Annotated in this window: 19 protein-coding genes; 2 read left to right on the top strand and 17 right to left on the bottom strand. The window is 71.9% G+C overall.

Going from position 1 to position 24,586, the window contains the following annotated elements:
- The 3 genes from JGS39_RS23105 to JGS39_RS23095 form a co-directional block, all read right to left on the bottom strand.
- Positions 1-1,264: VWA domain-containing protein (locus JGS39_RS23105; protein WP_219571298.1), on the bottom strand; the 1,264-nt coding region annotated here is incomplete at its 3' end.
- Between the two features lie 100 nt (positions 1,265-1,364).
- The gene (locus JGS39_RS23100) at positions 1,365-2,678 is read right to left on the bottom strand and encodes a PP2C family protein-serine/threonine phosphatase (protein ID WP_219571297.1); all 1,314 of its coding nucleotides are present in this window, start codon (positions 2,676-2,678) and stop codon (positions 1,365-1,367) included.
- The gene (locus tag JGS39_RS23095; protein ID WP_443742894.1) at positions 2,675-5,149 is read right to left on the bottom strand and encodes a serine/threonine-protein kinase; all 2,475 of its coding nucleotides are present in this window, start codon (positions 5,147-5,149) and stop codon (positions 2,675-2,677) included. The genes JGS39_RS23100 and JGS39_RS23095 overlap by 4 nt, the downstream gene beginning before the upstream one ends.
- Between JGS39_RS23095 and JGS39_RS42105 the strand changes: the two genes are divergently transcribed.
- Positions 5,133-5,423 (top strand): hypothetical protein, encoded by a 291-nt coding sequence (locus tag JGS39_RS42105; RefSeq protein WP_443065019.1) that lies wholly within the window; start codon positions 5,133-5,135, stop codon positions 5,421-5,423. The two genes, JGS39_RS23095 and JGS39_RS42105, sit on opposite strands and share 17 nt — an antisense overlap.
- A 132-nt stretch (positions 5,424-5,555) precedes the next feature.
- Here JGS39_RS42105 and JGS39_RS23090 read toward each other — a convergent pair whose 3' ends face one another.
- The 10 genes from JGS39_RS23090 to JGS39_RS23045 all read right to left on the bottom strand — a co-directional run bounded on the left by JGS39_RS23090 (position 5,556) and on the right by JGS39_RS23045 (position 18,007).
- Positions 5,556-6,890: a hypothetical protein gene (locus JGS39_RS23090; protein WP_219571295.1), complete on the bottom strand. Its 1,335-nt coding sequence runs from the start codon at positions 6,888-6,890 to the stop codon at positions 5,556-5,558.
- Between the two features lie 155 nt (positions 6,891-7,045).
- On the bottom strand, positions 7,046-8,128 hold the full coding sequence (locus JGS39_RS23085; RefSeq protein ID WP_219571294.1) for a glutamate ABC transporter substrate-binding protein: 1,083 nt from the start codon (positions 8,126-8,128) through the stop codon (positions 7,046-7,048).
- Between the two features lie 11 nt (positions 8,129-8,139).
- Positions 8,140-9,540 carry a GlnX family signal transduction membrane protein gene (locus JGS39_RS23080; RefSeq protein ID WP_372456156.1) on the bottom strand — a complete coding sequence of 467 codons (1,401 nt, stop codon included), beginning with the start codon at positions 9,538-9,540 and terminating at the stop codon, positions 8,140-8,142.
- 407 nt (positions 9,541-9,947) lie between these two features.
- The gene (locus JGS39_RS23075; RefSeq protein WP_219571293.1) at positions 9,948-10,922 is read right to left on the bottom strand and encodes an N-acetylglucosamine kinase; all 975 of its coding nucleotides are present in this window, start codon (positions 10,920-10,922) and stop codon (positions 9,948-9,950) included.
- Positions 10,913-12,178, bottom strand: coding sequence for a 6-phospho-beta-glucosidase (locus JGS39_RS23070; protein WP_219571292.1), 1,266 nt, complete (start codon positions 12,176-12,178; stop codon positions 10,913-10,915). Before JGS39_RS23070 ends, JGS39_RS23075 begins: the two co-directional genes overlap by 10 nt.
- A gap of 3 nt (positions 12,179-12,181) precedes the next feature.
- Positions 12,182-13,084 carry a carbohydrate ABC transporter permease gene (locus JGS39_RS23065; RefSeq protein WP_219571291.1) on the bottom strand — a complete coding sequence of 301 codons (903 nt, stop codon included), beginning with the start codon at positions 13,082-13,084 and terminating at the stop codon, positions 12,182-12,184.
- Between the two features lies 1 nt (position 13,085).
- Positions 13,086-14,027 (bottom strand): carbohydrate ABC transporter permease, encoded by a 942-nt coding sequence (locus JGS39_RS23060; RefSeq protein WP_219571290.1) that lies wholly within the window; start codon positions 14,025-14,027, stop codon positions 13,086-13,088.
- A gap of 10 nt (positions 14,028-14,037) precedes the next feature.
- A complete protein-coding gene (locus tag JGS39_RS23055; protein WP_219571289.1) occupies positions 14,038-15,375 on the bottom strand; it encodes an ABC transporter substrate-binding protein in 1,338 nt (445 codons plus the stop codon).
- Positions 15,376-15,443: 68 nt separating this feature from the next.
- Positions 15,444-16,667, bottom strand: a complete 1,224-nt coding sequence (locus JGS39_RS23050) for an ROK family transcriptional regulator (RefSeq protein ID WP_219571288.1) — start codon at positions 16,665-16,667, stop codon at positions 15,444-15,446.
- Between the two features lie 269 nt (positions 16,668-16,936).
- Positions 16,937-18,007, bottom strand: coding sequence for a mechanosensitive ion channel family protein (locus JGS39_RS23045; RefSeq protein ID WP_219571287.1), 1,071 nt, complete (start codon positions 18,005-18,007; stop codon positions 16,937-16,939).
- A 367-nt stretch (positions 18,008-18,374) separates the two neighbouring features.
- Between JGS39_RS23045 and JGS39_RS23040 the strand changes: the two genes are divergently transcribed.
- Positions 18,375-18,911: an HNH endonuclease gene (locus tag JGS39_RS23040; protein ID WP_219571286.1), complete on the top strand. Its 537-nt coding sequence runs from the start codon at positions 18,375-18,377 to the stop codon at positions 18,909-18,911.
- 120 nt (positions 18,912-19,031) lie between these two features.
- Here the strand turns inward: JGS39_RS23040 and JGS39_RS23035 are convergent, their stop codons facing one another.
- From JGS39_RS23035 to JGS39_RS23020, 4 genes are all read right to left on the bottom strand, one after another.
- Positions 19,032-20,375, bottom strand: a complete 1,344-nt coding sequence (locus JGS39_RS23035; protein ID WP_219571285.1) for an FtsX-like permease family protein — start codon at positions 20,373-20,375, stop codon at positions 19,032-19,034.
- Positions 20,365-21,105 (bottom strand): ABC transporter ATP-binding protein, encoded by a 741-nt coding sequence (locus JGS39_RS23030; protein WP_219571284.1) that lies wholly within the window; start codon positions 21,103-21,105, stop codon positions 20,365-20,367. Before JGS39_RS23030 ends, JGS39_RS23035 begins: the two co-directional genes overlap by 11 nt.
- Entirely contained in the window at positions 21,102-21,659 is a 558-nt protein-coding gene (locus tag JGS39_RS23025; protein ID WP_219571283.1) for a PadR family transcriptional regulator, read from the bottom strand. The genes JGS39_RS23030 and JGS39_RS23025 overlap by 4 nt, the downstream gene beginning before the upstream one ends.
- Positions 21,660-21,840: 181 nt before the next feature.
- A partial coding sequence (locus tag JGS39_RS23020; RefSeq protein ID WP_219571282.1) for a glycoside hydrolase family 84 protein occupies positions 21,841-24,586 on the bottom strand: 2,746 nt, incomplete at its 5' end.

Here is a 24,586-nt window from a genome sequence, read left to right as displayed (position 1 = left end):
CGGTCGCCGCGTCGACGACGTCTACCACCTTCGAAAGCAGTTTCGCAGTGTCCTCGTTCCCGGACGCCGATGCCAACTGCACCGCGCGGCCCAGTTTGGCCGTCGCGCCGTCGAAGTCTCCCGACTTGCGTGCATCGAGCCCCTGCTGGATGACTTGTGCCAGTTCCGCCTGACCCGTGTAGTGCGCGACCTGCGGATTGATCGAGGTCGACGCCACCATGTCGTCCGTCCACACCGCCCGTACCAGCCCCTGCGAGAGCGTCCGGGGCGCGCCGCCGGCCGGGTCGGGGAGGATCAGTGAGACGCGCGCCGCCAGCATCTCCTGTCCGATTCCGGCCTCCGGCACCTGCACGCACACGTGGTAGTCGCGGGACTCGTCGCCCCAGGAACCGGTGGGGTAGTCGCCCGCGCGCGGACCTGCCTCGGTCCTGCGGTCGGTCAGCTCGGCAACCGTCGGCGCGACCTGCTTCACGTACTTGATCTGCACGCCGACCGGGGTCCAGAGCCGCAGCGCCACGTCCGCGACCTCCTTGCCCATCGCGTTCTCCATCATCTGCGTGAAGTCCGCGGCCAGCCCGGCCGGGTCGGCGACGATATCGGCCGTACCGAGCAGCGCCGAGGCGATCGCTGTGACCTCTTTCACTTCCCAGTCGGTCCCGACGCCGCGGGCGTCACACGTGAACCGGCCGGCGCACGCGTCGAGCGCGGCCCGCAGGTCCTCGGGTGCCTCGTGCTCGTTGCGCCCGTCCGTCAGCAGGATCCCGTGCCGGATCTCCACATCGGCGGCGCCGAGCAGCCGGTCGGCCAGCCGCAGCCAGGTCCCGATCGCCGTACCGCCGCCCGCGCTGAGCCGGCGCAGGGCCTCCTTCGCCTGGGCCTTCGTCTGCGCGTCCGCGACCGCGAGCCGACCGTTGCCCGGGTACACGTCCTTGGCGACGTGTGTCCCGGCCACCACGGCGAAGGACGTGCCGTCGCGCAGGGTGTCGACGGCCGCCGCCGTCGCGTCGCGGGCGTTGCGCATCTTCGTCGGCGGGTAGTCCATGGAACCCGAGCAGTCCACCATGATCACCACCGCCGCGTGGGTGGCCGCACCGGGCCGGCGCGGGGTCGTCGAACCCGTCAGCGGAACGCCACCGGTCGTGCCGCCCCCGGTCGAGGTGACCGTGATGATGCCGTTGACCTCACGGCCGCCCTCGGGCAGAAATTCGTTCTGATACACCTCGACGGAGAACTGCGGCACGTTCGACTTGGAGAAGTTGGCCATCTGATCGGCTCCTTGAGGCTCCACATGTCAGATGAAGACAGATGTGCGGGCAACGGCATCGGAGGTGCAGGGGCGGACGGAGCGGGACTCACCCGCTGCTTCAGGCGGATCCTGCCCCTTGCGGTGGTACGGCGAACGGCAGCAGGGCCACTGTTACGTTGTCGTGGCCCCCGCCGTCGAGCGCATGGCCCACCAGCACCTGGGCCCCGTGCAGCGGCCGTTCGTACGCGTCCTCGGGCACGGCGGCGGCCATTTCGGCCGCGGACTCCGCGTAGTTCCACAAGCCGTCGGTGCAGACCACCACGAGTCCCGGCCGGTCCGGTTTGAACGACGCGGTGTGCGGCTCCAGTTCGTAGGCGTCCGCGCCGAGCCAGCCCGTGATGGCGTGGGCGCGCTCGTCGGCGTACGCCTCCGCCTCGTTCATCAGGCCGGCAGCGACCATCTGCGCGGCCCAGGAGTCGTCCTCGGTGAGCCGTGCCGGTGCGGTGCTGCGGTCCTCCGGCACCCAGTACACGCGGCTGTCGCCGACCCAGCCGACGACCAGCAGACCGCTCGCCATGATCGCGCCGACCAGGGTGCAGGCCGGAGCGTTCTGATGGCGGTGGGGATCGTGCTCCTGCGCCTGACCGGGGTCCTGCGCCAGCCGGTTGACCGACTCGGCGGCGGCGACGATCGCCTCGTGCATCGCCTGCTGCGGATGCGTGCCACGCGGCAGCGACTCCAGCAGTGCCTCGTTGGCGGCGTGCGCGGCGGCGGCCGAGGCCTCGTCGGGACGGCTGGCCGACGACACCCCGTCGCACACGATCGCGACGACGGCCGGCGAACCGTCCGGCAACGCGGTGGTCGACACGGCGAACGCGTCCTCGTTGCGGTGATGGCGCAGCCCGCGGTCGCTGACCGCGGCGACCGATTCGAGCTCCTGCTCCATGTGGTCGCGCTCGCGCGGCTGGGCGTGGCCGCAGTTCTCGCAGTAGCCGTCGTTGTCGACCCGGCCCGCCCGGCAGGCCACACACACCTTGGTGCCGGCCGACGGGGTCAGAGCCGGGTCGGGGGAGGTACGGGGATCCGGCGCCGCCCCGGCGGCCGCGGGCGCGGCCAGCTCGAAGTCGCCCGACGCGCCGGGCCCGTCGACCCGGGTCCCCGGTGGCACCGAACGCTCAGCACCCGGCGTGGAACCGGGAGCCTGCCACGGGGCGGGCTCCACCGCCTCCGGAGCCGGTCCGGAGCCGGCGCCCGGCGGGGGCTCCCCGGCAGGGGTGGCGATGGCGATCGTCGGACGGTCCTGCGGCGGCTCGGGCACGGCCGACAGGTCGTACCCGCACGCACCGCAGAACAGGTCTCCCGGCTCCAGCGGCTCCTCGCAGCCGGGACACCTCGACAAGGCAGTCTCCTGTGGCTTCTGCGACATGTTCACACCCACGTTCGGGGGCGGAAACGGTTGGCCCGCTCCACCAGTTCGATCCTCTCGGCACCGGGCTCCGCCAGCCGGGCGAGCATCCGGTACGACCGCTCCAGCCCGAAACGCAGGCCGCGCTCGTCCAAGTCACTGCCGAGCAGCGTCTTCGGCCCCTGCGCCCCGGCGTACGGGGCCGACTGCGGGTCCGAGGACCGAGCCGTGGGACTACCGGAGAGTACCCAGTCGAGCGCCGTCCCCAGCACCTCGGTCGACAACTGCTCGCGGCGCACCGCGTCCAGGCCGAGCCCGGCCAGCCCCGAGACCTGCGCCGACGCGGCCATCAGGTCGTTGATCAGCGGGTCGTCCGGGGCCCGTTCGCGCAGCCGGGCCCGTACCGCGGCGACCCGGGCCGCCGTGAAGTGGATCGACGCCTCCGGCACCGACTCCAGGGTCCGGACGGCCCCGCTCCGGTCCCCGGCCGCGATCTGTACCCGGGCCAGGCCGAACGCCGCGCTCACGAAGCTCGGGTCGGTCATCCACACCAGCCGGTAGTACTCGGCGGCGTTGTCCAACTGGCCCAGGACCTCCGCGCAGATACCCAGGGCCAGCTTCGGCGCCGGCTCCCCGGGAAACGCGTCATAGACCGCGTCGAAGGACAGGGCCGCGTTCTCCTTGTCGCCGGACACCAGGGAGGTGAGCCCGCGGTACCAGACCACCCGCCAGTCGTCCGGGTGCTTCGCCTCCAGCGCGGTCAGGGTCTCCGTCGCACCGGCGAGGTCGTTCATCTCCAGGGCGGCCCGCAGCTCACGCAGCCGGGTCTCCAGCGAGGCGGCCGGTACGGCCTGGAGCGCGGCGATCAGTTCGGCGGGTGCCGAGGCCATCACCCCGGCGAGGAAACCCGCGTTGGGGTCGCTCGCGTCGACCCGGGGCACCGGCAGGGCGAGCGAGGTCCCGCGCACATCGAGCCCGGCCAGCCGGGGCACGTTCGCGCCGTACGGCCCCGGAACGGCGGCCGGATCCGCGAGCGGCACCCGTGGTGCCGGAATGGCCGCCTGGTTCCGCGCGTACGGGAGCGGGGTGCCGCCTCCGTGGCCTCCCTGGGGGCCGCCACGGACATGCGTGGTGGTGGACGGCACCGGTCCGGCTCCCGCGGCGAATCCGGCAGGCGGGCCGGCGGGCAGGGCGCCCGGAACACCGCCGGGCGGCGCCACCGCCGCGGGCGGGGGCACGGGCGGTGCCGGCGGCGCTCCGCCGCCCCGCCGCCGTCCGAAGAGCCCGGCCCGGCCGGGCTCCGGCGCCCTGGCCCCCAGACGCGAGACATCACCGGTCCGGATCGTGAAGAGCTCCGTGTCGGTGACCCGCAGCTCAGCGCCGAACAGCGTGGACAGCGCCGGGCGCGGACGCCCCGTCTGCAGCGACACCACCTCGCGCAGCACACCCGTCAGCTGCTCGGCCATCTCCGCGGCGGAGGCGAACCGCCGCGCCGGATCGGGGTCGGTGGCCCGCACCAGCAGCCGGTAGAACGACTCGTAGGTGCGGAACACCTCGATGTTGTCCGGGTCCGGCAGCGAGTCCACGAAGACGTTCGTGTACCCCTGGAAGTCGAAGGTGAGCACCGCGAGCGTCCGCGCGACCGTGTACAGGTCGGAGGCCACCGAAGGGCCCGCCTCCGCGACCTCCGGCGCCTGGTACCCCACCGTGCCGTAGATGGCCGACTCCTCGTCGTCCATCCTGCGCACCGCGCCCATGTCGATCAGCTTCAGCTGGTCCTCGGTCTGGATCGCGTTGTCGACCTTGAAGTCGCAGTAGAGCAGGTTGCGGCTGTGCAGATGACCCAGCGCCTCCAGGGCCTCGATGCCGAACGCGCACGCCTGCTCGACCGGCAGCGGATCGCGCTTCCCGGCCGGGGTACGGCGCTCGTTGGCGATCTCCTTGAGCGCCTTGCCGCCGACGTACTCCATGACGATGTAGCCGTCGAGCGAACCGGTCCGCTGGTCGAGGTGCTCGACGAAGTTGTAGATCCGGACGATGTTGGAGTGCTCGATCTCGGCGAGGAACCGGCGCTCGGAGATGGCCGCCGCCATGGCGTCCTGGTCACCGGTGTCGAGCAGGCCCTTGAGCACCACCCAGCGGTCCGAGACCGCACGGTCCACCGCGAGGTAGACCCAGCCGAGCCCGCCGTGCGCCAGACAGCCCGCGACCTCGTACTGGCCGTGGACGATGTCGCCGCCCTGGAGCTTGGGCACGAAGGAGTACGGATGGCCGCACTTGGTGCAGAACCCCTCCGTACGCCCCGGCCGCTGCCCCCTGGCCCGGCCCACCGGCGCCCCGCAGTCCGAACGCGAACAGAACCGCTTGCGCTCCGGCACCTCCGGGTTCTCCATCACCGCGGTACGCGGATCGGGGCGCGGGACATCCGGTACGAGCACCAGCCCGGCACCCAGCCGGTTGCGTCCCGAGGCGCCGGTGGACTTGGCCGACGAACGCACCGAGACCGAACGCGAGGTGGCGCTCCCGGACAGCGCGCGCGAAAGCCGCCCCGACACCGACCGCCGCGACGTCGACGAGCGCGAGGAGGACCGCGAGGACGCCCTCGACGAGGCCTGCGAACTGCTGCGGGCCGAAGAGCTGTTGCTGCCCCTGCTGCCCCGCCCGCCGCCCGCGATACCCGTGGGCGGCGAGCTCACCATCCCGTTCGGCGAGACGACCGGCGCCAGACCGCACGTGTCGCAGTACAGCTCACCGCCGCCCATGTCCTCGTAACTGCCCTCGCACGCGGGGCGCTGGCACTGCGTACTCATGGTCATTCCCCCTGTTCGCCCCGCCGCCGCGGCGGCCACGACGCTCCGTCACTACCCGTCCCGCACACCATGTGCCCCGAAGTCCCCGCACCTGTCATGGGTGCCCCCGCCGGTCCTCGGGGCCGGACGGCCCGCGCCCGGCCAGCATGTCCAGTGCCGCGTCCTGATAACGCTGCACCGTCAGCGCGGCGACCCGCAGATCGCACGGGGCGCTCCACAGCATCCGGCGCGCCGCGTCGTACCGCTCGATGAGGACCGGGTCCTCCGCCAGCCCGTGCCGGGCCACCTTCGCCTTGTACGCGTCGAGCCGGCCACGCAGCTCCGCCCGCACGGCCAGCGGCGCCGTGACCGCCGTCAGCTGCTCCCGGGCCCGCAGCAACTCCTCCTCGGCCTGCTGCTCCAGGGACTCCAGGAGCGGTGAGAGCCGGTGCCACTGGGCGTGCCTGCGGTACTCCGAAGCGGCGGCCAGCCGCTCCTGGAGCGCCGTCGGCGGCCCGTTGACAGCGGGCACCTCCGAGGCGGCGATCTTCGCCAGGACCTCACCGCGCGCGGCCCTGGCCTCGGCCAGGGTGCGGTCGGCCCGGGACAGGACGTCGCGCAGCTGGACGAGGCGCTGCTCGGCGTCCTGCCGGACCGCGAGCACCGCCTCGACCTCCCGGCGCACCTCGTCCAGCGCCCGGGCCGCCCGGTCGTAGCGCGTCGTGTCCGGGCGTCCGCCGCCCGGTGCCGAACTGCCGGGCCCCGGCAGCCAGAACGCCAGCGGGTCCGAGATCACCTGCACCCGCAGTGTGGTCAGCTCCTGGACGATCGACTCCAGGTCGTCGCCCGCCGGGTGCTCGCCGGGCCGGACGCCGACCGAGTGCGCCAGCGAGTGGGTGCGGCGCAGCTCGGCGGCGAGCAGGTCTATCCGGGCGGGCATCGCCGACCACACGGAGTCGGAGGCGACGACCATGTCGAGCGAGCGCGCGTACAGCTCGTTCATCCGGTGGACCAGGTCCTCCAGAGTGAAGTGCTCCGAGAGCCGGGCCGGGCCGGTGATCGAGGGATCGTGGCCGGTGGCGGCGTGCGCCACCGTGACCCCCTGGCCGCGCAGCAGTTCGGTGAGCGCCACCAGGTCCTCGCGGTTGGGCTGACGTCGCCGGGCCCGCACTTCGCGGGCCCGGTTCAGAGCGCCCGCGTACGCGTCGAAATAGCTCCACAGCAGCGTGATCGACTGCTCGGTGGCGCTCCAGCGCTCCTTGGTGACACCGGTGAGGTCGGCGCCCTCCAGCAGCCGGCGCCCGGCGTGGTCCTGAAGGGCGAGGAGCGAGGTCTCGATCGCCTCGTGCTCCGCACCGAGCCGGGCCAGCGCTCGGTCGGCCTCGTCCCGGTCCATGACCGGGCCGGGAGGCCGGGCCGCGTAGCTGGGGAAGGGGCCCGCGACGCCCATCGATCACCTCTCCGCTCTTCCTGCCGGGCGGGGGCCCGGCAGGATCAGTACTGTCGACCGCCGGCCGGCCGTCAGTTGCTCGCCGGCCGCAAACCAGGTCCTCAGGGGGTGTCCGACACATGCCTGCGGCATCGCACTCATCTGTCAGACACCCTCTAGTTCCGGTACTTGGGCGCCGGCGGCGCCGTTATCCCGGGCAGACCGTCCTTCAGCCAGTTCCGGTACGACTGCATCCACGGACTCTCCGCGCCACCGGCGCGGTAGTCGACCAGCACCTTGTTGACCCGGGACACCAGGTCGTCGGCGCCCTTCTTCGTGGCCACGCCGTAGTACTCGGTGGTGAAGGGGGCGCCCTTGAGCTCCACGGCAGGGTCCTGGGCGGCCTGGCCGGCCGCGAGGGCGTTGTCCGTGACGACCGCGTCGACCTCGCCCATCTGGAGCCGCACCAGGCAGTCCAGCTGGTTGGGGACGGTGAGCTTGTCCTCGTCGGCCGCGCTGCCGTCGTGCTCGTCCTTGAACACGGAGCCGAACGACTCCTTCTCCAGCGCCTCGTACGCGGTGGAGCCCTCGGCGGTGCAGACCCGCTTCCCGGCCAGCGAGGAGTTGAAGCCGGTGATCGGCTTGTCCTTCGCCGGATCCTTCTTCGGGTCCTCCTTCGGCGCGAGGACCTGCTGACCGGCCTGGAAGTAGGCCGTGGAGAACGACACCTGGTCCAGCCGGGCACAGTTGATCGTCATCGTCCGGACGACGACGTCGACCTTGTCGTTCTGCAGGGCGGCGATCCGCTGGTTGGTGGGGATCGCCCGGAAGATGACCTTGTCCGGGCTGCCGAGGATGTCCTTGGCGATGGCCCGCACCAGGTCGATGTCGAAGCCTTCGAGATTCCCGGACTCGGGGTTGCGGAAGCCCCACTGGAAGCTGTTCTGGTCGACGCCGGCGATCAGCTTGCCGCGGTCCTTGATCCGCTTGATCGCGTCGCCCTCCGCCCGGCCGGGCAGCAGGCTGGCCTCCGGGTCCGTGCAGTCGTCGGCCCGGGCCTGGACGGCGTGGGTCGTCTCCGATCCCGTCCCCTGCGCGTCGAAGGCGTCCGCGCCGCTGTGGGAGAGCGGCAGCAGGGTCAGCGATGCCGTCACCGCGCAGGCCGCGGCCATGGCGGTCACTCCGCCCCACCCGCGCAGCCGGTGCGGACGGCCCACACGGGCCGTCCCCGGGCCCGTCCTCGGGTCCTTCGCTGTCATCGCTCCCCCTGTCACCGGAACTCCGAGAGCCTGCGGTTGACGCCGACGATCGCTGCCACCGCGCCCAGCACGGCAAGGGCCGCCGCGCCGATCGGCAGCCCGCCCAGGGCCCCGCGCCCGTCCTCGGCGGCCCGGGTGAACTCGTTCTGCTCGTGGGCGAGCGCCTTCCTCAGCGCTTCGTCCACCCGGCTGAAGGACTCACCCGTCGAGTTCTCGGCCCCGATGATCTGCTCCAGCGCGGTGTCGTAGTCGCCGCTGTCATCGGTCTTGCGGGCGGTCCGGTGGCGGCTCTGCCACTCGGTGACCGCCGCGATGGCGTCGGCCACGGGCTTGCCGCCCTCGGTGTCGTCGGTGTCCTCGGCGAACTTCGCGGCCCTGCTCAGCTCTTGTCCGAGTGCCTTCATGCCTGTGCCGTAGTCGGTCTCGTACTTGTCGCTCTTGCCGTCCGCGGTGAGCACCGCACCGCGGGCGACCACGGTGAGGTTCTCGCTGGAGCGCGCCTTCAGCGAGTCGATGCGCGCCCGGTTGAGCACGTCCAGGGACTGCTGGCCGTGCGTGTTGGCCTCGGCCAGATCGGACCGGGCCACCGAGTGCCCCACCGCAAGCCACAGCAGGACCACGGTCGCCGCCGCGGTCGCCGCGAGCAGGCCGTGGTTGAACACCCGGTTCGTCCTGCGGTAGTTGCGCCGCTGGGCCCAGAACAGCACGGCCAGCGCGATGACGCCGATGCCCAGGGAGAAGAACGGCCACGTCCGTGCGGAGTGGTAGTCCTGGTCGAGCCGGTCCGTCTCCGCCGTGTACAGCCGCTCGGCGGCCGGCAGCAGCTCGTTGGCCATCTTCTGGTTGGCGTAGCGGAGGTAGGCGCCGCCCAGCGGCAGTCCCTGCCGGTTGTTGGCACGGGCGCGCTCGATCAGCCCGGTGTAACGGGGCAGTTCCTTGTTGAGCGTGGTGATCTCGTGGCCGGACTTCGTCGACGCGTCCGTGTTGGCCGCGGCCTTCACCAGCAGCCGGGAGGCGTCGTCGATGTCCTTCACGTACTGGTCGTGCACCGCGCGCGGTTCCTGCGGTCCGGCCAGGAAGCCGCTCGCGGCCGCCGCGTCGGCATCGGCCAGCGAGCGGTAGATGCCCGCCGCGTCCGCGCTGAGCGGCTGACTGCGTTCCACCACGTCGTTCGCCGCAGCCGCGCGGTCGCTGATCTCGAACGCCGTCACCGCCCCGAACGCCACGACGAGCAGCGCCAGCACGGCCCCGATGATCTGGAGCCGGCCCGGCTCGGTGGTCGCCGCGGCGCGCAGCCGCTCCGTCACGACCGCCCGGACACTGTGCGGCGGCGGCGCGGGCACGGCCGCCGGCGCAGGCTGCTGCTCCGGGGCGTGGTGCGGCGCCGGGCGTACATTCGGCGGGTATGTCACTTGACCTCCCCCTCGGTCACTGACGGTGGCCCGCCCCCCGGCCGATCGGGGGGACTGGTACCCGGCCAGAAGTATGGCCGCAGGGACCGGCGTCCACAGGCGAACGCACGGATCCTGCACCGGTCCACGAAGCAGCCGACTGTGATCAGCCGCGGTCACACAGCATTCGATCAAGGTCGACGCCGCCGATCAAGGCGATCGGCGGAGCAATCCCCGAAGCATTCCCGAAGCAATCCCCTGAGCAGTCCCCGAAGTAGTCCCCGAAGCAATCCCGAAGCGATCCGGTGATCGGATCGATCTCCCCACTCATGAACACGTCCGGGGCAACTGATCGGTTCCCGAGCGAAGAAGACGCCCCGTAACCCGAAGGCTACGGGACGCCTCCGACACCCGGCGCGTCCGTCCCGTCAGACGTACTGCGTCCGGAGCCTGGCGTGCACCTCCGGCGCCGCGCCCGTGTGGTCCAGGCCCAGCAGCCCGGCACCCAGCACGGGGGACTCCTGCACCACCCGCACCACGGCCTTGGGGGCGCGCACGGCGAGGAGTTCACCGATCCGGTCGTCCAACTGGGGGTGACGGGCGGCCAGCACGCTGCCGCCCAGGACGACCGGCGCCGCCTCGTCGAGCAGGCCGAGCCGGGACAGCGCGACCGAGGACAGCGCCACGACCTCCTCGGCCAGCCGGTCCACCAGCCCGCGCGCCACCGCGTCGCCGGCCGCCGCGGTCGTGAACAGCACCGGCGACAGCTCATGCCGCCGCTCCTGCGCGATCCGGCCCAGATGCAGCGCCTCGATCAGCGCGTACATCGAGCCGAGCCCGAAGTGCGCGGGCAGCGTACGGGCCAGCTCGGTCGGCTCGCCGCGGCCGTCCTCGGCGCGCGAGGCGAACCACATCGCCTCCTCGGACAGCCCCGAACCGCCGCCCCAGTCACCGGATATCCGGCCGATCGCGGGGAAGCGCGCGGTCCGCCCGTCCGGCACCATGCCGACACAGTTGATCCCCGCACCGCAGACGACGGCCACCCCGCGCGGCTCGTCGGCCCCGGCCCGCAGGATCGCGAAGGTGTCGTTGCGCACCTCCACCGTGCGACCCCAGCCCCGGGCGCGCAGGGCCTCGGTCAACTGCTCCTCCTCGACCGGCAGGTCGGCGTTGGCGAGGCAGGCGGACACATGGGCGACGGACCCGGCGTCCGCACCGGCGGAGTCCAGCACCCGCTCCACCGCCGAGCCGAGCACGTCCACCGCCGTGCCGATCCCGACCACCGGCGGCTGGAACCCGCCGCCACGGGCCGTGGACAGCACGGTGCCGTCCTCACCGATGAGTGCCACATCGGTCTTGCTGTTCCCCGCGTCTATCGCGAGGACCGAACCGTTCACGCCCACGCCAGGTGCTCCCGGTTGTGCGCGATCAGCTTGTCGGTGAGCGCCTCGGCGTACTCGAACTGGCCGATCAGGGGGTGCGCGAGCAGCGCCTTGAACACCCGGTCGCGGCCACCGCGCAGCGCGGCCTCCAGCGCCAGGTCCTCGTACGCCGTCACGTTGGCGATCAGGCCGGAGTACAGCGGGTCCAGTTCCGGGACGGCGAGCGGCGTCGCGCCGGTCCCGTCGACCCTCGCCTGTACCTCGATCACCGCGTCGTCCGGCAGGAACGGCAGCGTCCCCTTGTTGTACGTGTTGACCACCTGCACCGCGGAGCCGCCGCCACCGAGCAGCGAGGCCGCCAGGTCCACGGCCGCCTCCGAGTAGAAGGCGCCGCCGCGCTTGGCGAGCAGCGCGGGCTTCTCGTCCAGCGCCGGGTCGCCGTACATGGCGAGGAGTTCCTTCTCCATCGCGGCCACCTCGGCCGCGCGCGAGGGCTTGGTGCCGAGCTCCCGTACGACCTCGTCGTGCGCGTAGAAGTAGCGCAGGTAGTACGAGGGGACGACGCCGAGCCGGTCCACGACCGCGCGCGGCATGTGCAGGTCGTCCGCGATGGCGTCGCCGTGCTCGGCGATCAGCCGCGGCAGCACGTTCTCGCCCTCGGGGCCGCCGAGGCGCACCCCGAGCTCCCAGCTCAGGTGGTTCAGCCCGACGTGGTCGAGGTGCACCTCACCGGGGGTCACGTCGAGCAGCGCTGCGAACTTGCGCTGGAAGCCGATCGCCACGTTGCACAGACCGACGGCCTTGTGCCCGGCCTGGAGCAGCGCCCGGGTGACGATGCCGACCGGGTTGGTGAAGTCGATGATCCACGCGTTCGGGTTGGTGCGCCGGACACGTTCGGCGATGTCCAGGACGACGGGGACGGTGCGCAGGGCCTTGGCGAGGCCGCCGGCCCCGGTGGTCTCCTGGCCGACGCAGCCGCACTCCAGCGGCCACGTCTCGTCCTGGTTGCGGGCGGCCTGGCCGCCCACGCGCAGCTGGAGCAGGACCGCGTCGGCGTCGGCGACGCCCGCGTCGATGTCCGAGGTGGTGACGATCCTCCCCGGGTGGCCCTGCTTGGCGAAGATCCGCCGGGCGAGGCCGCCGACCAGTTCGAGCCGATGGGCGTCCGGGTCGACGAGCACGAGTTCCTCGACCGGCAGGGTGTCCCGCAGCCGTGCGAATCCGTCGATCAGTTCAGGTGTGTAGGTGGACCCGCCACCCACTACTGCGAGCTTCATGAATCAGCCCTTTACTCCGGTCAGTGTGACGCCCTCGACAAATGCCTTCTGTGCGAAGAAGAAGACGACGATCACAGGGGCCATGACCAGAACGGTCGCGGCCATGGTCAGGTTCCAGTCGGTGTGGTGTGCGCCCTTGAAGGACTCCAGTCCGTAACTCAGCGTCCAGGCCGCCGGGTTCTCGGAGGCGTAGATCTGGGGGCCGAAGTAGTCGTTCCAGGCGTAGAAGAACTGGAAGAGGGCGACGGCGGCGATGCCCGGCTTGGCCATCGGGATCACGACGCGCAGCAGGGTGCGGAACTCGCCGCAGCCGTCGACCTTCGCCGCGTCCAGGTACTCGTTCGGGATGGTCAGCAGGAACTGCCGCAGCAGGAAGATGGAGAACGCGTCGCCGAACGCCATCGGGATGATCAGCGGCCACAGCGTGCCGGACATGTCCAGCTGCTTGGCCCAGAACAGGTACATCGGGATGACGACGACCTGCGGCGGCAGCATCATCATCGAGATGACGAGCATCAGCGACAGATGCCGGCCGCGGAAGCGGAACTTGGCGAGTGCGTACGCCACGGGCAGCGAGGACACGACCGTGAGGACGGTGCCCAGACCCGCGTACAGCAGGGTGTTCCTCCACCAGGTCAGAAAGCCCGGGGTGTCGAACACCTCCTTGTAGTTGCTCCACTCGAAGGGGTGCGGCCACAGGTCACGGGTCAGTGCCTGCTGGTCGCTCATCAGCGAGGTGAGGAGGAGGAAGACGAACGGCAGCACGAAGAAGAGCGCGGCGGCGACGCCGAGCGAGTGCACGGCGATCCAGTGCAGCAGCGACTTGCGGCGTGCGACCCGCTCGGCCGGGGTGACGGGGTCACTCGCCGGGCTGGCGGCCTTCGGGGTGTCGAGTACCTGCGCCACGTCACTCACCTGCCTGGATCAGTCCGCTGCGGCGCCGCATCAGCAGTGCGGTGAACGCCATGGCGAGGACGAAGAGAACGAGCGCGACCACACAGGCCGAGCCGTAGTCGAAGCGCTGGAAACCGAGGTTGTAGACCAGCTGCGGAAGCGTCAGTGTCGACTTGTCGGGATAGCCGGGCTCGAACTGCTGCCCCGAGCCGCCCATCACACCGGACGCGACCTTCCCGGCCACGAGCGGCTGGGTGTAGTACTGCATCGTCTGGATGATGCCGGTGACCACGGCGAACATGATGATCGGCGAGATGTTCGGCAGCGTCACGAAGCGGAACCGCTGGTACGCGGACGCCCCGTCCAGTTCCGCCGCCTCGTACTGCTCCTTCGGTACGTCGAGGAGCGCGGCCATGAAGATCACCATCAGGTCGCCCACCCCCCACACCGCGAGGGCGGTCAGCGCCGGCTTGGACCAGGTGGCGTCCGTGAACCAGCCCGGGGTCGGCAGCCCGAGGTCGCCGAGGATCGAATTGACCGGTCCTGTACCCGGGTTGAGGAGGAAGACGAAGCCCAGGGTCGCGGCGACCGGCGGGGCCAGGTACGGCAGGTAGAAGAGCGTCCGGAAGACGCCGGTCCCCGTCTTGATCCTGGTGATCAGCATGCCGATGCCGAGACCGAAGATCACCCGGCAGGTCACCATGACCAGGACCAGCCACAGCGTGTTGCGCAGGGCGGGCCAGAACAGCGGGTAGTCGTTGAAGACGTACGACCAGTTCTTCAGCCCGCTGAACTCGGGGGCCGAGAAGCCGTCGTAGCTGGTGAAGGAGAAATAGAGCGTGGAGATCAGCGGGTAGGCGAAGAAGACGCAGAACCCGATCAGCCACGGCGACATGAAGGCCGCCGTCCGAAGCGCCGAGCGACGGCGCTTCGAACGGAGTGTGTACGTGCTCATCGCGTCGGCTCTACTTCGCCTGTGCGATCGCCGCGTCGATTTCCTTCGCGGTCTTCTCCAGGCCCGCCCCGATGTCCTTCTGGTTGCCCTTCTCGACCTCGAAGCCGAGGTTCTGCAGGGACGTCAGGTACGCGCCGCCGTTCACCGAGGGCGGGGTGGTGGTGGACTTCGGGTTGGCCGCGATGTCCAGGAAGGTCTTGAAGCGCGGGTCGTACTTCAGCTTCGGCGACTTGAGCGCCGCGAGCGTCGAGGGCACGTTGTGGATGGCGTTGGCGAAGTTCACCACCGCGTCGGTGTCGGTCGTCATGAACTTCACCAGCTCCCAGGCGGCGTTCTGCTTCTCGGAGGTGGCGGCGATCCCGGCGATGGTGCCGGTCAGATAGCCCTTGCCGTACGTGTCGGCCTCGTCGTCGGCGACGGGCATCGGGGCCACACCGATCTCGAACTTCGGCTTGGTGTCCTCGGCCATGCCGAGCCGCCATTCGCCGTCCATCTGCATGGCCACCTGGCCGGTGTGGAACGGGTGCTTCGCGCCCCACTCGTCACCGAAGCCGGTACGGAACTTCTCCAGCTTCCGGTAGCCACCGAGCGAGTCGACCAGCTTCTTCTGGCTGGTGAGCAGGGAGGCGAACGCCGGGTCCTTGGCGATGTTGGACTTGCCGTCCGCGTCGAAGTACGACGGGCTCCAGCTGCCGAGGTAGTGCTCGGTCGTCGACTCGTAGCCGTGGTAGTTCGGCATGAAGCCGAGCTGCTCGTACGAGTCGCCCTTGGTCTTCGTCAGCTTCTTGGCGTCTGCGGCGAACTCGGACCAGGTCTTCGGCGGGCTCGTGATCCCGGCGTCCTCGAACGCGTCCTTGTTGTAGTACAGCCCGTACGCGTCGCCCAGCAGCGGCACCGTGCAGCGCACGCCGTCGAACTGCGTGTACTCGTTCATCGCCTTCGGGAAGGTCGCGTCCGCGTCGATCCCGTCCTTCTTCAGGAACGGATTGAGGTCGACGAACGCCTTCGACTTGCAGAACTTGCCCACGTTGTTCGTGGTGAACGACGAGACGACGTCCGGAGCCTTGGAACCGCCCGCGCGCAGCGCCTGGTTGATCTTGTCGTCGGTCATGTTGCCGACGATCTTCACGTGGATGTTCGGGTGCGCCTTCTCGAACGCGTCGACCGTGTCCTGAATGCCCTTGACCTCGCCCGGAGCGCTCCAGCCGTGCCAGAAGTTGATGGTCGTCTCCTTGGACGCGTCATCACTGGCACCGGAGCCGCTCTGACCGGTACAGGCGGAGGCGAACAGGGCTATCGCGGCGGTCGCGGCGAGCGCGACGGCCGGCTTCCGGCGGTTTCCGGACATGGTGATGTCTCCCGATGAAGGGTTGGGGCGGGGAAAGGGGGGCGTACGGAAAGGTGGGACGTGCGGGGTCAGCGCGAGGTGTCGAACACTTCGTCGCGGGTGGTGGCGAGTGCGCTCTCCAGCGCGCCGCGCAGGACGGGGCGGTGGGTCACCTCGCCGGTGATCAGCTTGGGCCGGGACGCCGCCAGTTCGGCGAGTTCGGCGGCCACCCGGGCGCGCAGTGGTTCGCCGCCGCGCGCGATCAGCTCACCGGACAGCACGACGACCTCGGGGTCCAGGACGGCGACCATGGAGGCGAGACCGGTGGCCAGACCGGTGGCGAACCGGTCGAGGAGCCGGCCGTACGGCCCGCCCTCGCCCTGCTCCACGGCCTCGGCCGCCCGGCCCACCAGCCGGGCGGCGATCTCGTGATGGGTGCCCGGGCCGCGCACCGCCTCGTCGTCGATACCGAGCTCACGGGCCAGCCGGGCGAGCACCTGGGCACCCGCCAGTTCCTGGAAGCCGCCCGCGTTCGCCTTGGTGACCTGGCGGACCAGCGGGGCGCCCGGTACCGGCAGGAAGCCGACCTCGCCGGCGCCGCCGGTGAAGCCGCGGTGCAGCCGGCCGTTGATGACGAGGGCGGCGCCGAGGCCCTCCTCGTTCCACAGCAGCACGAAGTCCTCGTGCCCCCGCGCCGCGCCCAGCCGCTGTTCGGCCACCGCGACGAGGTTCACGTCGTTCTCGTACTCCACCGGCATCGGCAGGAAGGCCGCCAGCTCGTCCAGCAGGGTGGGGGAGTGCCAGCCGGGCAGGTGCGAGGCGTACCGCAGCCGGCCCGTGCCCGGGTCGAACGCGCCCGGCGTGCCGATGACGACCCGGTGCACGTCGGACCGGGTCAGCCCGGCCTCCTTGACGGCCCCGTCCAGCGCGTCCGCGACCTGCCGGATCACACTGTCGGCGCGGCGCCCGGGGGTCCGCAGCTCGAACTCCCCGACCGTCTCGCCCGTCACATCGGCGACGGCGGCGACGATCCGCTGGGCGTTCACGTCGAGCCCGGCGACATGCGCGGCCGACGCGTTGACGGCGTACAGCTGCGCGTTGGGTCCGGGCCGCCCGGCCGCGGTCCCGGTCGCGACGACCAGCCCGGCCGCCTCCAGCCGGGCCAGCAGCTGGGAGGCGGTGGGCTTGGAGAGACCGGTCAGTTTCCCGATCCGGGTCCGCGACAGGGGCCCGTGTTCCAGCAGCAGGTCGAGGGCGGCGCGGTCGTTCATGGCGCGCAGAACGCGGGGGGTACCCGGTGTGGTTCCGGCCATGGTCACTGCACCTGCCCTCTGTTAGGAAAGTTTCCTATTCGGTGGGAGGACCGTAGGCCGCGCGCCACCGGGGCGTCAATGGTCTGCACCTCGGTGGCAGCCAAAGCGTTACCTGCGCGGGGCCTGTGCGGCCCGGGGCGGCGCGGCGTCACGGAGTCGTGGATACCCAACGCCGTACATGACGAACCGAGTTGCCCCGGAAACACGGATGAGGGGCGCCCCGCGGACTTCGCGGGGCGCCCCTCATCCGTGCGGCGTACGGCAGCGCGCTACTTCGTGATGTTCGGCGTCGCCGGGGGGATCGGGGTCGCCGCCAGGGACTGGGGCGAGGTGGCCGAGGCGTACGCCGAGGGGGCGGCCATCGCGGCCGTGGGGTCGGCGGCCGAGGGCTCGTCCGGCTGGGCCGGGATGCCGCCGACCATCCGGATGCCCGCCTCGTCGAAGGCGCGCTTGATGCGCCAGCGCAGCTCGCGCTCCACGCCCAGCGCCTTGCCCGGCATCGTCTTCGCGGTGACCCGGACCGTCATCGAGTCCAGCAGCACGCTGTCCAGGCCCAGGATCTCCACCGGACCCCACAGGCGCTCGGTCCACGGGTCGTCCTTGGCCATCAGCTGGGCGGCCTCGGCGATCACCGTACGGATCCGGTCCAGGTCCTCCGTGGGGCGCACCTGTACGTCGACCCCGGCGGTGGACCAGCCCTGGCTGAGGTTGCCTATCCGCTTCACCTCTCCGTTGCGGACGTACCAGATCTCGCCGTTGTCACCGCGGAGCTTGGTGACCCGCAGGCCGACCTCGATGACCTCTCCCGAGGCCACGCCCGCGTCGATGGTGTCGCCGACGCCGTACTGGTCCTCGAGGATCATGAAGACACCGGACAGGAAGTCGGTGACCAGGTTGCGCGCGCCGAAGCCGAGCGCCACACCGGCGACGCCCGCGGAGGCCAGCAGCGGGGCCAGATTGATCTCGAACGCGCCCAGGATCATCAGTGCGGCCGTGCCGAGGATCAGGAACGACGCCACCGAACGGAGTACGGAACCGATCGCCTCCGAGCGCTGCCGGCGCCGCTCCGCGTTGACCAGCAGGCCGCCGAGCGCGGTGCCCTCCACCGCCTGGGCACTGCGGTTCATGCGTTCGATGAGCTTGGTCAGCGTGCGGCGGACAGCGATGCGCAACGCGATCGCGATCGCGGCGATGAGCACGATCCGCAGACCGGTGTTCAGCCAGGTGGACCAGTTCTCCTCGACCCAGCTCGCGGCGTTGCCGGCCTGCTTCGCGGCTTCGTCCAGCGAGCCGCCGGGCTCGGGTGACGGGGCTGCGGCCAACAGGGCGGACAGGGGCACGGCGAAACCTCCAGTTGGGCGAGCGCTGAACAACCACACTAACGGGGTATCCGGAATGCTCCGTTGCCGTGATGGAGGGGAGAGACGCGTCTCACCCGGGGATATGGAAGAGGTAAGGGACGTGTCCCGCGAGGCGGTGTGTGCGAGCGGCCTGTGGCCGATCGCACAACGGGCGCGCTCGCGGCGGGCAGGCCCCCGAAGCGCCTGTTCCCGGCGCGTCCCGTCGTACGGGCGGCAGGGTCTTGGAAGAAAACCCTTCCGGCCCGTTACCCGCACGTGGTGGCGCTTCGACCAGGCAGGAGGGGAGACTGAGACCGGATCGTCCCGGCGCGAGCCACGCGCCGCCGGCGTACAAGGAGGCGTCCACGTGCCGCATGTCCTGGTTCTCAACGCGTCGTACGAGCCACTCGGCGTCGTACCGCTCCGCCGCGCGCTCGTCCTCGTCCTCGAGAACAAGGCCGTTTGCCTCGAGGAGTCCGGCGCCTTCATACACAGTGCCACCCGTGCCGTTCCGGCCCCGAGCGTCGTCCGGCTGAAGCGGTTCGTACGCGTCCCCTACCGGGGGCCCGTCCCGCTGACCCGCCGGGCGCTCTTCGCCAGGGACGGCGGGCGCTGCATGTACTGCGGCGCCGCCGCGACCAGCGTCGACCACGTCATTCCGCGCAGCCGCGGCGGACAGCACGCCTGGGACAACGTCGTGGCCGCCTGCCGCCGTTGCAACCACGTCAAGGCCGACCGCCATCTGCCAGAGCTCGGCTGGCGGCTGCACCAGCAACCCGCGCCGCCGACCGGACTGGCCTGGCGGATCATCGGCACGGGGCACCGCGACCCGCGCTGGCTGCCCTACTTGCAACCGTTCGGCGCGGACGACGCGATGGCCCGGATCGACGGCATCTCAGCCTGACGATCCGGGCTCCCGTGTCTGCGGGCCCCCGTGCGCCCGGGCGTGCCGTGTGTCGGGTGATCCGCGGCTCCGCCTCGTGCCGTGTGTCGGGTGATCCGCGGCTCCGCCTCGTGCGGTGCTTCAGGCGAACCGCAGCTCCGCCGGGTGAGCCATGCGGCGCAGCAGCGGCAGCGAGGTCGCGGCGGCCAGCAGGCTCGCGGCGTAGACCGCCACGGGGACGAGCAGCGGCAGCACGGACGGAACGGTGCCTGGCGCGGCCACAGCGGTGTACGCGAGGTGGACCGCCATGCCGCCGATGGTCGCGAGCAGGACCGCGGGGGCCAGCGGGAGTGCGGTCTCCAGGAGTGTGGCCCGGGCCAGCACCGTGTGCGGCACCCCGGCCGCGGTCTGGGCGGCGAGGCCCCTGCGCCGGGTGGCGAGGGACTCCGCCGTGCCCACGGCGAGGCCGAAGAGGCTGATGGCGAAGGCCACCAGGATCGCGGCCCCCGTGAGGTCGATGCCGGTCGTGTAGAAGGCGATGCCCTCCGGCGTGTGGATGCCCTTTCCGCGCAGGTCGGCGAGCACCACCTCCCGTACCCCCACGAAGGCGATCCCGACGACGGTCACGAGAAGCAGCGTGGCATGGGTGCGCGCGGCGGCCCACGGGTCGTCCCTGAGGCGGCCCGCGGCGATCATGACCGCCGGGCTCTTCGCGCTCTCCGCCAGCCGCCGGCCGATGTGGGCTGCCGACGAACCGGCCGTCCAGACGGCACCCGCGCCGGTGAGGAACACCAGGCCGAACACCAGCATCGGGAAGGACGCCGCGGCCGGGCTGCTGCCCCGCACCACGAGGGCGTACGCCCCGACGGCGATCGGCAGCGCCGCGACGGACAGGACCAGCAGCGTCCGGGATCCGCGCTCCGGCCGCACCCGGCGGACCTCGCCGAGCGGCGACGCGACCACCCGGCGCAGGGCCAGCACACTCACCAGCGCGCCGGCCACCGGCACGCCGAGGACGACCACCACGAAGGCCACCCAGGCCGTCGCGGGCGGTGTGTGGCCCTGCACGGCGAGAGCCACGGCGACGGCGCCGAGCCCGCCGGCCGACCCCGCCAGGCAGGCCGGCGCGGACTCCAGCGCGCTGATGCGGCGCACCTGCGCGGGCGACGCCCCGGCGAGCCGCAGCCCGGCCATCCGCCGGTCGCGGTGTACGGCACCGATCCGGGCGCACTGGCCGAGGAGGCCGAGCACGGGGATGAGCAGGAGCAGCAGGGCGACCACCACGCCGGAGCGCTCGCCCGGCTGGTTCAGCAGGCCCTGTCCGAACGGGATCGACACCTGTCCCCGGACCGAGGCGACCGTGATCGCGGCGAGCGCGAACACCGTGGCGAGCAGGGCGCCCACCGCGGTGAGCGCGATCCGCCACCACTCGCGGCGGTCCGAGCCACGGGCCAGGTTCCAGGCGATGCGTGCGTCAGCCCTCATGGTGGGCGGCCTCCTGAACGGCGAAGGGCGTGGCGCCGGAGTGGACGGCCCCGTCCCGGAGCCACACCTCCCGGTCCGCGTACGCCGCGATCTGGGCGTCGTGCGTGATGAGCAGCACCGCGGCGCCGGACTCGCGGGCGGCGTGCACCAGCGCGGTCATCACCTGCTCCCCGGCGAGCGAGTCCAGGGCCCCGGTCGGCTCGTCCGCGAAGACGGCCTTCGGACCCGTCACCCACGCCCGTGCCAGCGCCACCCGCTGACCCTGGCCGCCACTCAGCTCCCCGGGCCGCAGCGCGGCCTGGCCGCGCACACCGAAGCGCTCCAGCCACTCGTCCGCCCGGTCCTGCGCCGCGGCGCGGTCGGTCCCGGCGAGGAGCAGCGGCAGCATCACGTTGTCGCGCACGGTGAGTTCGGGGATCAGCTGCCCGAACTGGAAGACCACACCGAAGTCGGTGCGCCGCAGCTCGCTGAGCCGGTTCTCCGACGCCCGGTCGAGCCGCTCCCTGCCGTACGACACCTCGCCCTCGTCGGGGCGGACGATGCCCGCCAGGCAGTGCAGCAGCGTCGACTTCCCGCTGCCGCTGGCCCCGGTGACGGCGAGGATCTCGCCCGCCCGGAGGGTGACGGAGGCGCCGCGCAGGGCCTGCGACCTTCCGTACTGTTTCGTCAGGCCGGTGGCTCCGATCATCGGTTCCGCGGCCCCGGAGGGGTTCTCGTTCCGTGTGCTCATACTGCGTCGACCTCCGCGGTCAGGGTGGTGAGACGGGTGGCCGTCGTGGCCATCCACCGCACGTCGGCGTCCAGATGGGCCAGGGCGTAGTCGGCCGAGAGGACGGTGCTCAGGTCGGCGCCCGGCGTGGTCTTGAGACCGGTCAGTTCGTGCATGCGCACCATGTGGGCGGCACGCTGGGCCTGGAGGTACATGGCCGCCTCCGCCGTCCGGTCGCCGCCCTCGGTCCCCGCTACCAGGAGCGAGATGACGACCTTGGCGAAGATCTCGTTCGTGACGAAGGGAGCGGGCGGGGTGACCCCTTGGGCCCAGGCGGCGAGTTCGTCCGCTCCCCGGTCCGTGGAGCGGTACAGGGTGCGCTCGGGGCCGCCGTCGGAGTCGGTGCCCTCCACGGCGGCCAGGTCGTCCCGTACCAGACGTTGCAGGGTCGTGTAGACCTGCCCGTAGGCGAGCGGGCGGGCCTGGGGGAACAGTTCGTCGTAGCGCCGTTTGAGGTCGTAGCCATGGCAGGGACTTCCGGCAAGCAGGCCCAGAAGAATGTGACGGGTGCTCATGGGGCATGACTATATACTCGGTATATGTACTGAGTGAATACTTCGGCGTGAGCGAGGCGCGCGAGGCGGTGGGGGAGTGATGGACCGGGTGTGGTGCAACGGCCCGCCGGGCGGGCTGCTCCCCGAGGGCGTACGCCTGTCGGTCGGGTTACTCCGCGACGGCGTACGCCTGCCGGTCGGGTTACTCCGCGACGGCGTACGCCTGGACCGACCAGAGCGAGTAGCCGTACTCGGTCGCCCGTCCGTCGCCCTGGACCCTGATGAAACGGGTGTCCTTCGCGTCCATCCGGACGGACTCGTGCCCGCCCCCGCCGTTGCGGACGGTGGCCGCCGTGCGCCAGGTGCGCCCGTCGGCGGAGACCTGTATGCGGTAGCGGGAGGCGTACGCGTCCTGCCAGTCCAGCACCACCTGGCCGACCCGGGCCGGGGCCGGCAGTTCTGCCTGCCACCAGGCGCCGTCCTCGGGCGGCGAGGACCAGCGGGTCTTCAGGTCGCCGTCCGAGGCGGCGGCCGCCGGGAAGTCCGCGGTCTCGTCCCCGGACGAGGAGGCGGTTGCCGTACGCAGCAGATCGGGGCCCGCCGTGCGGGGGAAGGCCCGGACGGTCAGGGTGGTCTCCTCGGTGCCGAAGGAGAACGGCACCGCGTACTCACCCGCGGGCGTGTCCGCGGGGACGGTGATCTCCACGGGCACCTCGGTACGGGAGCCGCGCGGCACGGTCGTCTGCTTCGGCACCCGCACCTTGATGCCCTTGGGTGCCTTCGCGGTGAGCGCGCCGCGCACCTCGGCCGGGCGGCGCGCGGAGAGCCGGGCCTCGACCCGCAGCGGATCGCCGCCGATCTCGGCGTCCGTCTCCCCGCGTGCGAGATCGAGCCGGGCGGCGGGCTCGTCGCCGAACCACGGCACCAGGGAGCGCACCCCGGGGGCCGTTCCGGCAGACGGGGCCGCACCCGCGAGCGGCGGGATGATCAGGGGCGGTGCGCCGGTGAGCGCCGGGGTGGCGGTCGGCCAGCTGACCCGGACCGCGTCCGCCCGCACGCCCTGGCCCGGCGACTGGGTCCAGCCCCGCGCCGACAGGACGCCGAGGCTCCGCCAGCCCTCGCCCGGCACATGGGCCTGGACCGTGGCGCCCGACACCGTCGAGTCGTCGCCGGGCACGGTCATCGCGGTGACGGCCTCCAGCGGGCGTGCCCGGTCGAAGCGCAGGGTGTAGCTGCCCGGGGCCTCGGCCACCGTGCCGTTGTCGCGGTCCGTACCCGTCCAGGCGGCGGACTCCTTGCGTGCCCGGTCGAGGAACGGGCCGAGCACTCCCTTGCCGACCGTCGCGCCGCCCGTCTTCACGGCCCTGACCGCCGGCTCCAGGGCCAGCGAGGCCTCCCAGGCTGCCGCTCCGTCGTCGCGCGCCTGCGCCTGGAGCAGATCGACGGCCAGCTCGCCCGCCCGGCCGTAGCGGGCCAACTGCTCGCTCCACGGCCGTACTTCGTCGTCGAGGCGGCCGTCGGCCAGCCCGGAGAGCCGCTGCGGGGTCTCGCGCATCACCGTGAACGCGGCCCGCAGCCGGCGCGCCGCCTCGTCGCGGGCCGTGGCGTCGTCGGCCGTACGGGACTTCCAGAACGCGGCGAACAGCGGCCGCAGATAAGCCGATTCGTCACCGCCCAGCACGGACCCCGCGCTGTTGCCCGCCAGGGCGCGCAGCGCGTCCCGGCTGCGGGCGTCGCCGGCCGCGAGATCGTCCAGGGCCGCCTGCCAGGACTCCTGAGCCTGGTACGCCTTCGGGTTCCAGGCGAAGTCGGCGGCGGTGAACAGCGGGATCCGGGACGCGGACGGCTGCTCCATCGCATTGGCCAGCAGCGCCGCCGAACCGATGGCGACCGCCGGGTCCCGGCCGGTGTACGGGCCCAGGAAGATCCGGTCCTGGGCGTAGTCGTTGACCGGATAGTTGTCCATCGTGACCAGCGGATGGCGGAACGTGGTGCGGGCACCGGCCAGTTCGCCGCCGGTGATGGTCCTCGGCACCACCCCGACGCCGGTCCAGGCGACCTGCACCCGCTCGTCGAGCTCCCCGGCGAGCGCGGTGCGGTAGTCCGTCGCCCCGTCCTGGTAGAACTCCGTCGGCATCATGGACAGCGGCTCCGAGCCCGGATGCCGCTCGGCGAGGTGGTGCGCCACCGCGCTCACGACCCGGGCCTGCGCCCTGGCCGCCGCCTCCGGGCCGCTGCCGAACGTGTCGGCGTCGGCCGAGCAGTGCCACTCGCTGTAGCTGACGTCCTGGAACTGCACCTGGAAGACCCGCACCCCCAGGGCCCACATCGCGTCGACCTTCTTCGTCAGCGCCTTCACATCGCGGTCCGAGGACAGGCACATGGACTGACCCGGAGCCACGGCCCAGCCGAGCGTCACATGCTCGGCGGCGGCCCGCTCGGCCAGCGCGCGGAATTCGGCGCGCCGCTCGGCGGGGTACGGATCGCGCCAGCGGGCCTGCCGGTACGGGTCGTCGCCGGCCGCGTAGAGGTAGCGGTTCTGCTTGGTGCGCCCCATGAAGCCGAGCTGGGCGAGCCGTTCCTCCTGGGACCACGGCCGGCCGTAGAAGCCCTCGGTCATCCCGCGTACGGCACCGGCCGGCCAGTCCCGAACGGTGACGCCCGCGATCCGGCCGCCCCCGACGAGCTGACGCAGCGTCTGGGCGGCGTGGAACAGGCCGTCGTCGCCGACGCCGTCCACGGCGACGGTGTCCCGGCCCGCGACCCGGCCGACCGCGATCCGGTAGCCGCCGGACGGCAGATCGGCACGGTCGGGCGCGCGCAGCGTACGCAGCGCGTCCGCGGCACCGTCCCCGCCGAACCGGATGACGGGACCGCTGCCCGGCAGCGCCTCGTGGACGGTCCGTACACCCGCGTCGCGCAGCACCTGGCGGAGCGCCTCCACCGCG

Origin of the sequence: Streptomyces poriferorum, from assembly GCF_019399235.1 — a bacterium.
Taxonomy (GTDB): Bacteria; Actinomycetota; Actinomycetes; order Streptomycetales; family Streptomycetaceae; genus Streptomyces; species Streptomyces poriferorum.
This window is presented reverse-complemented; position numbering and strand designations above follow the sequence as displayed.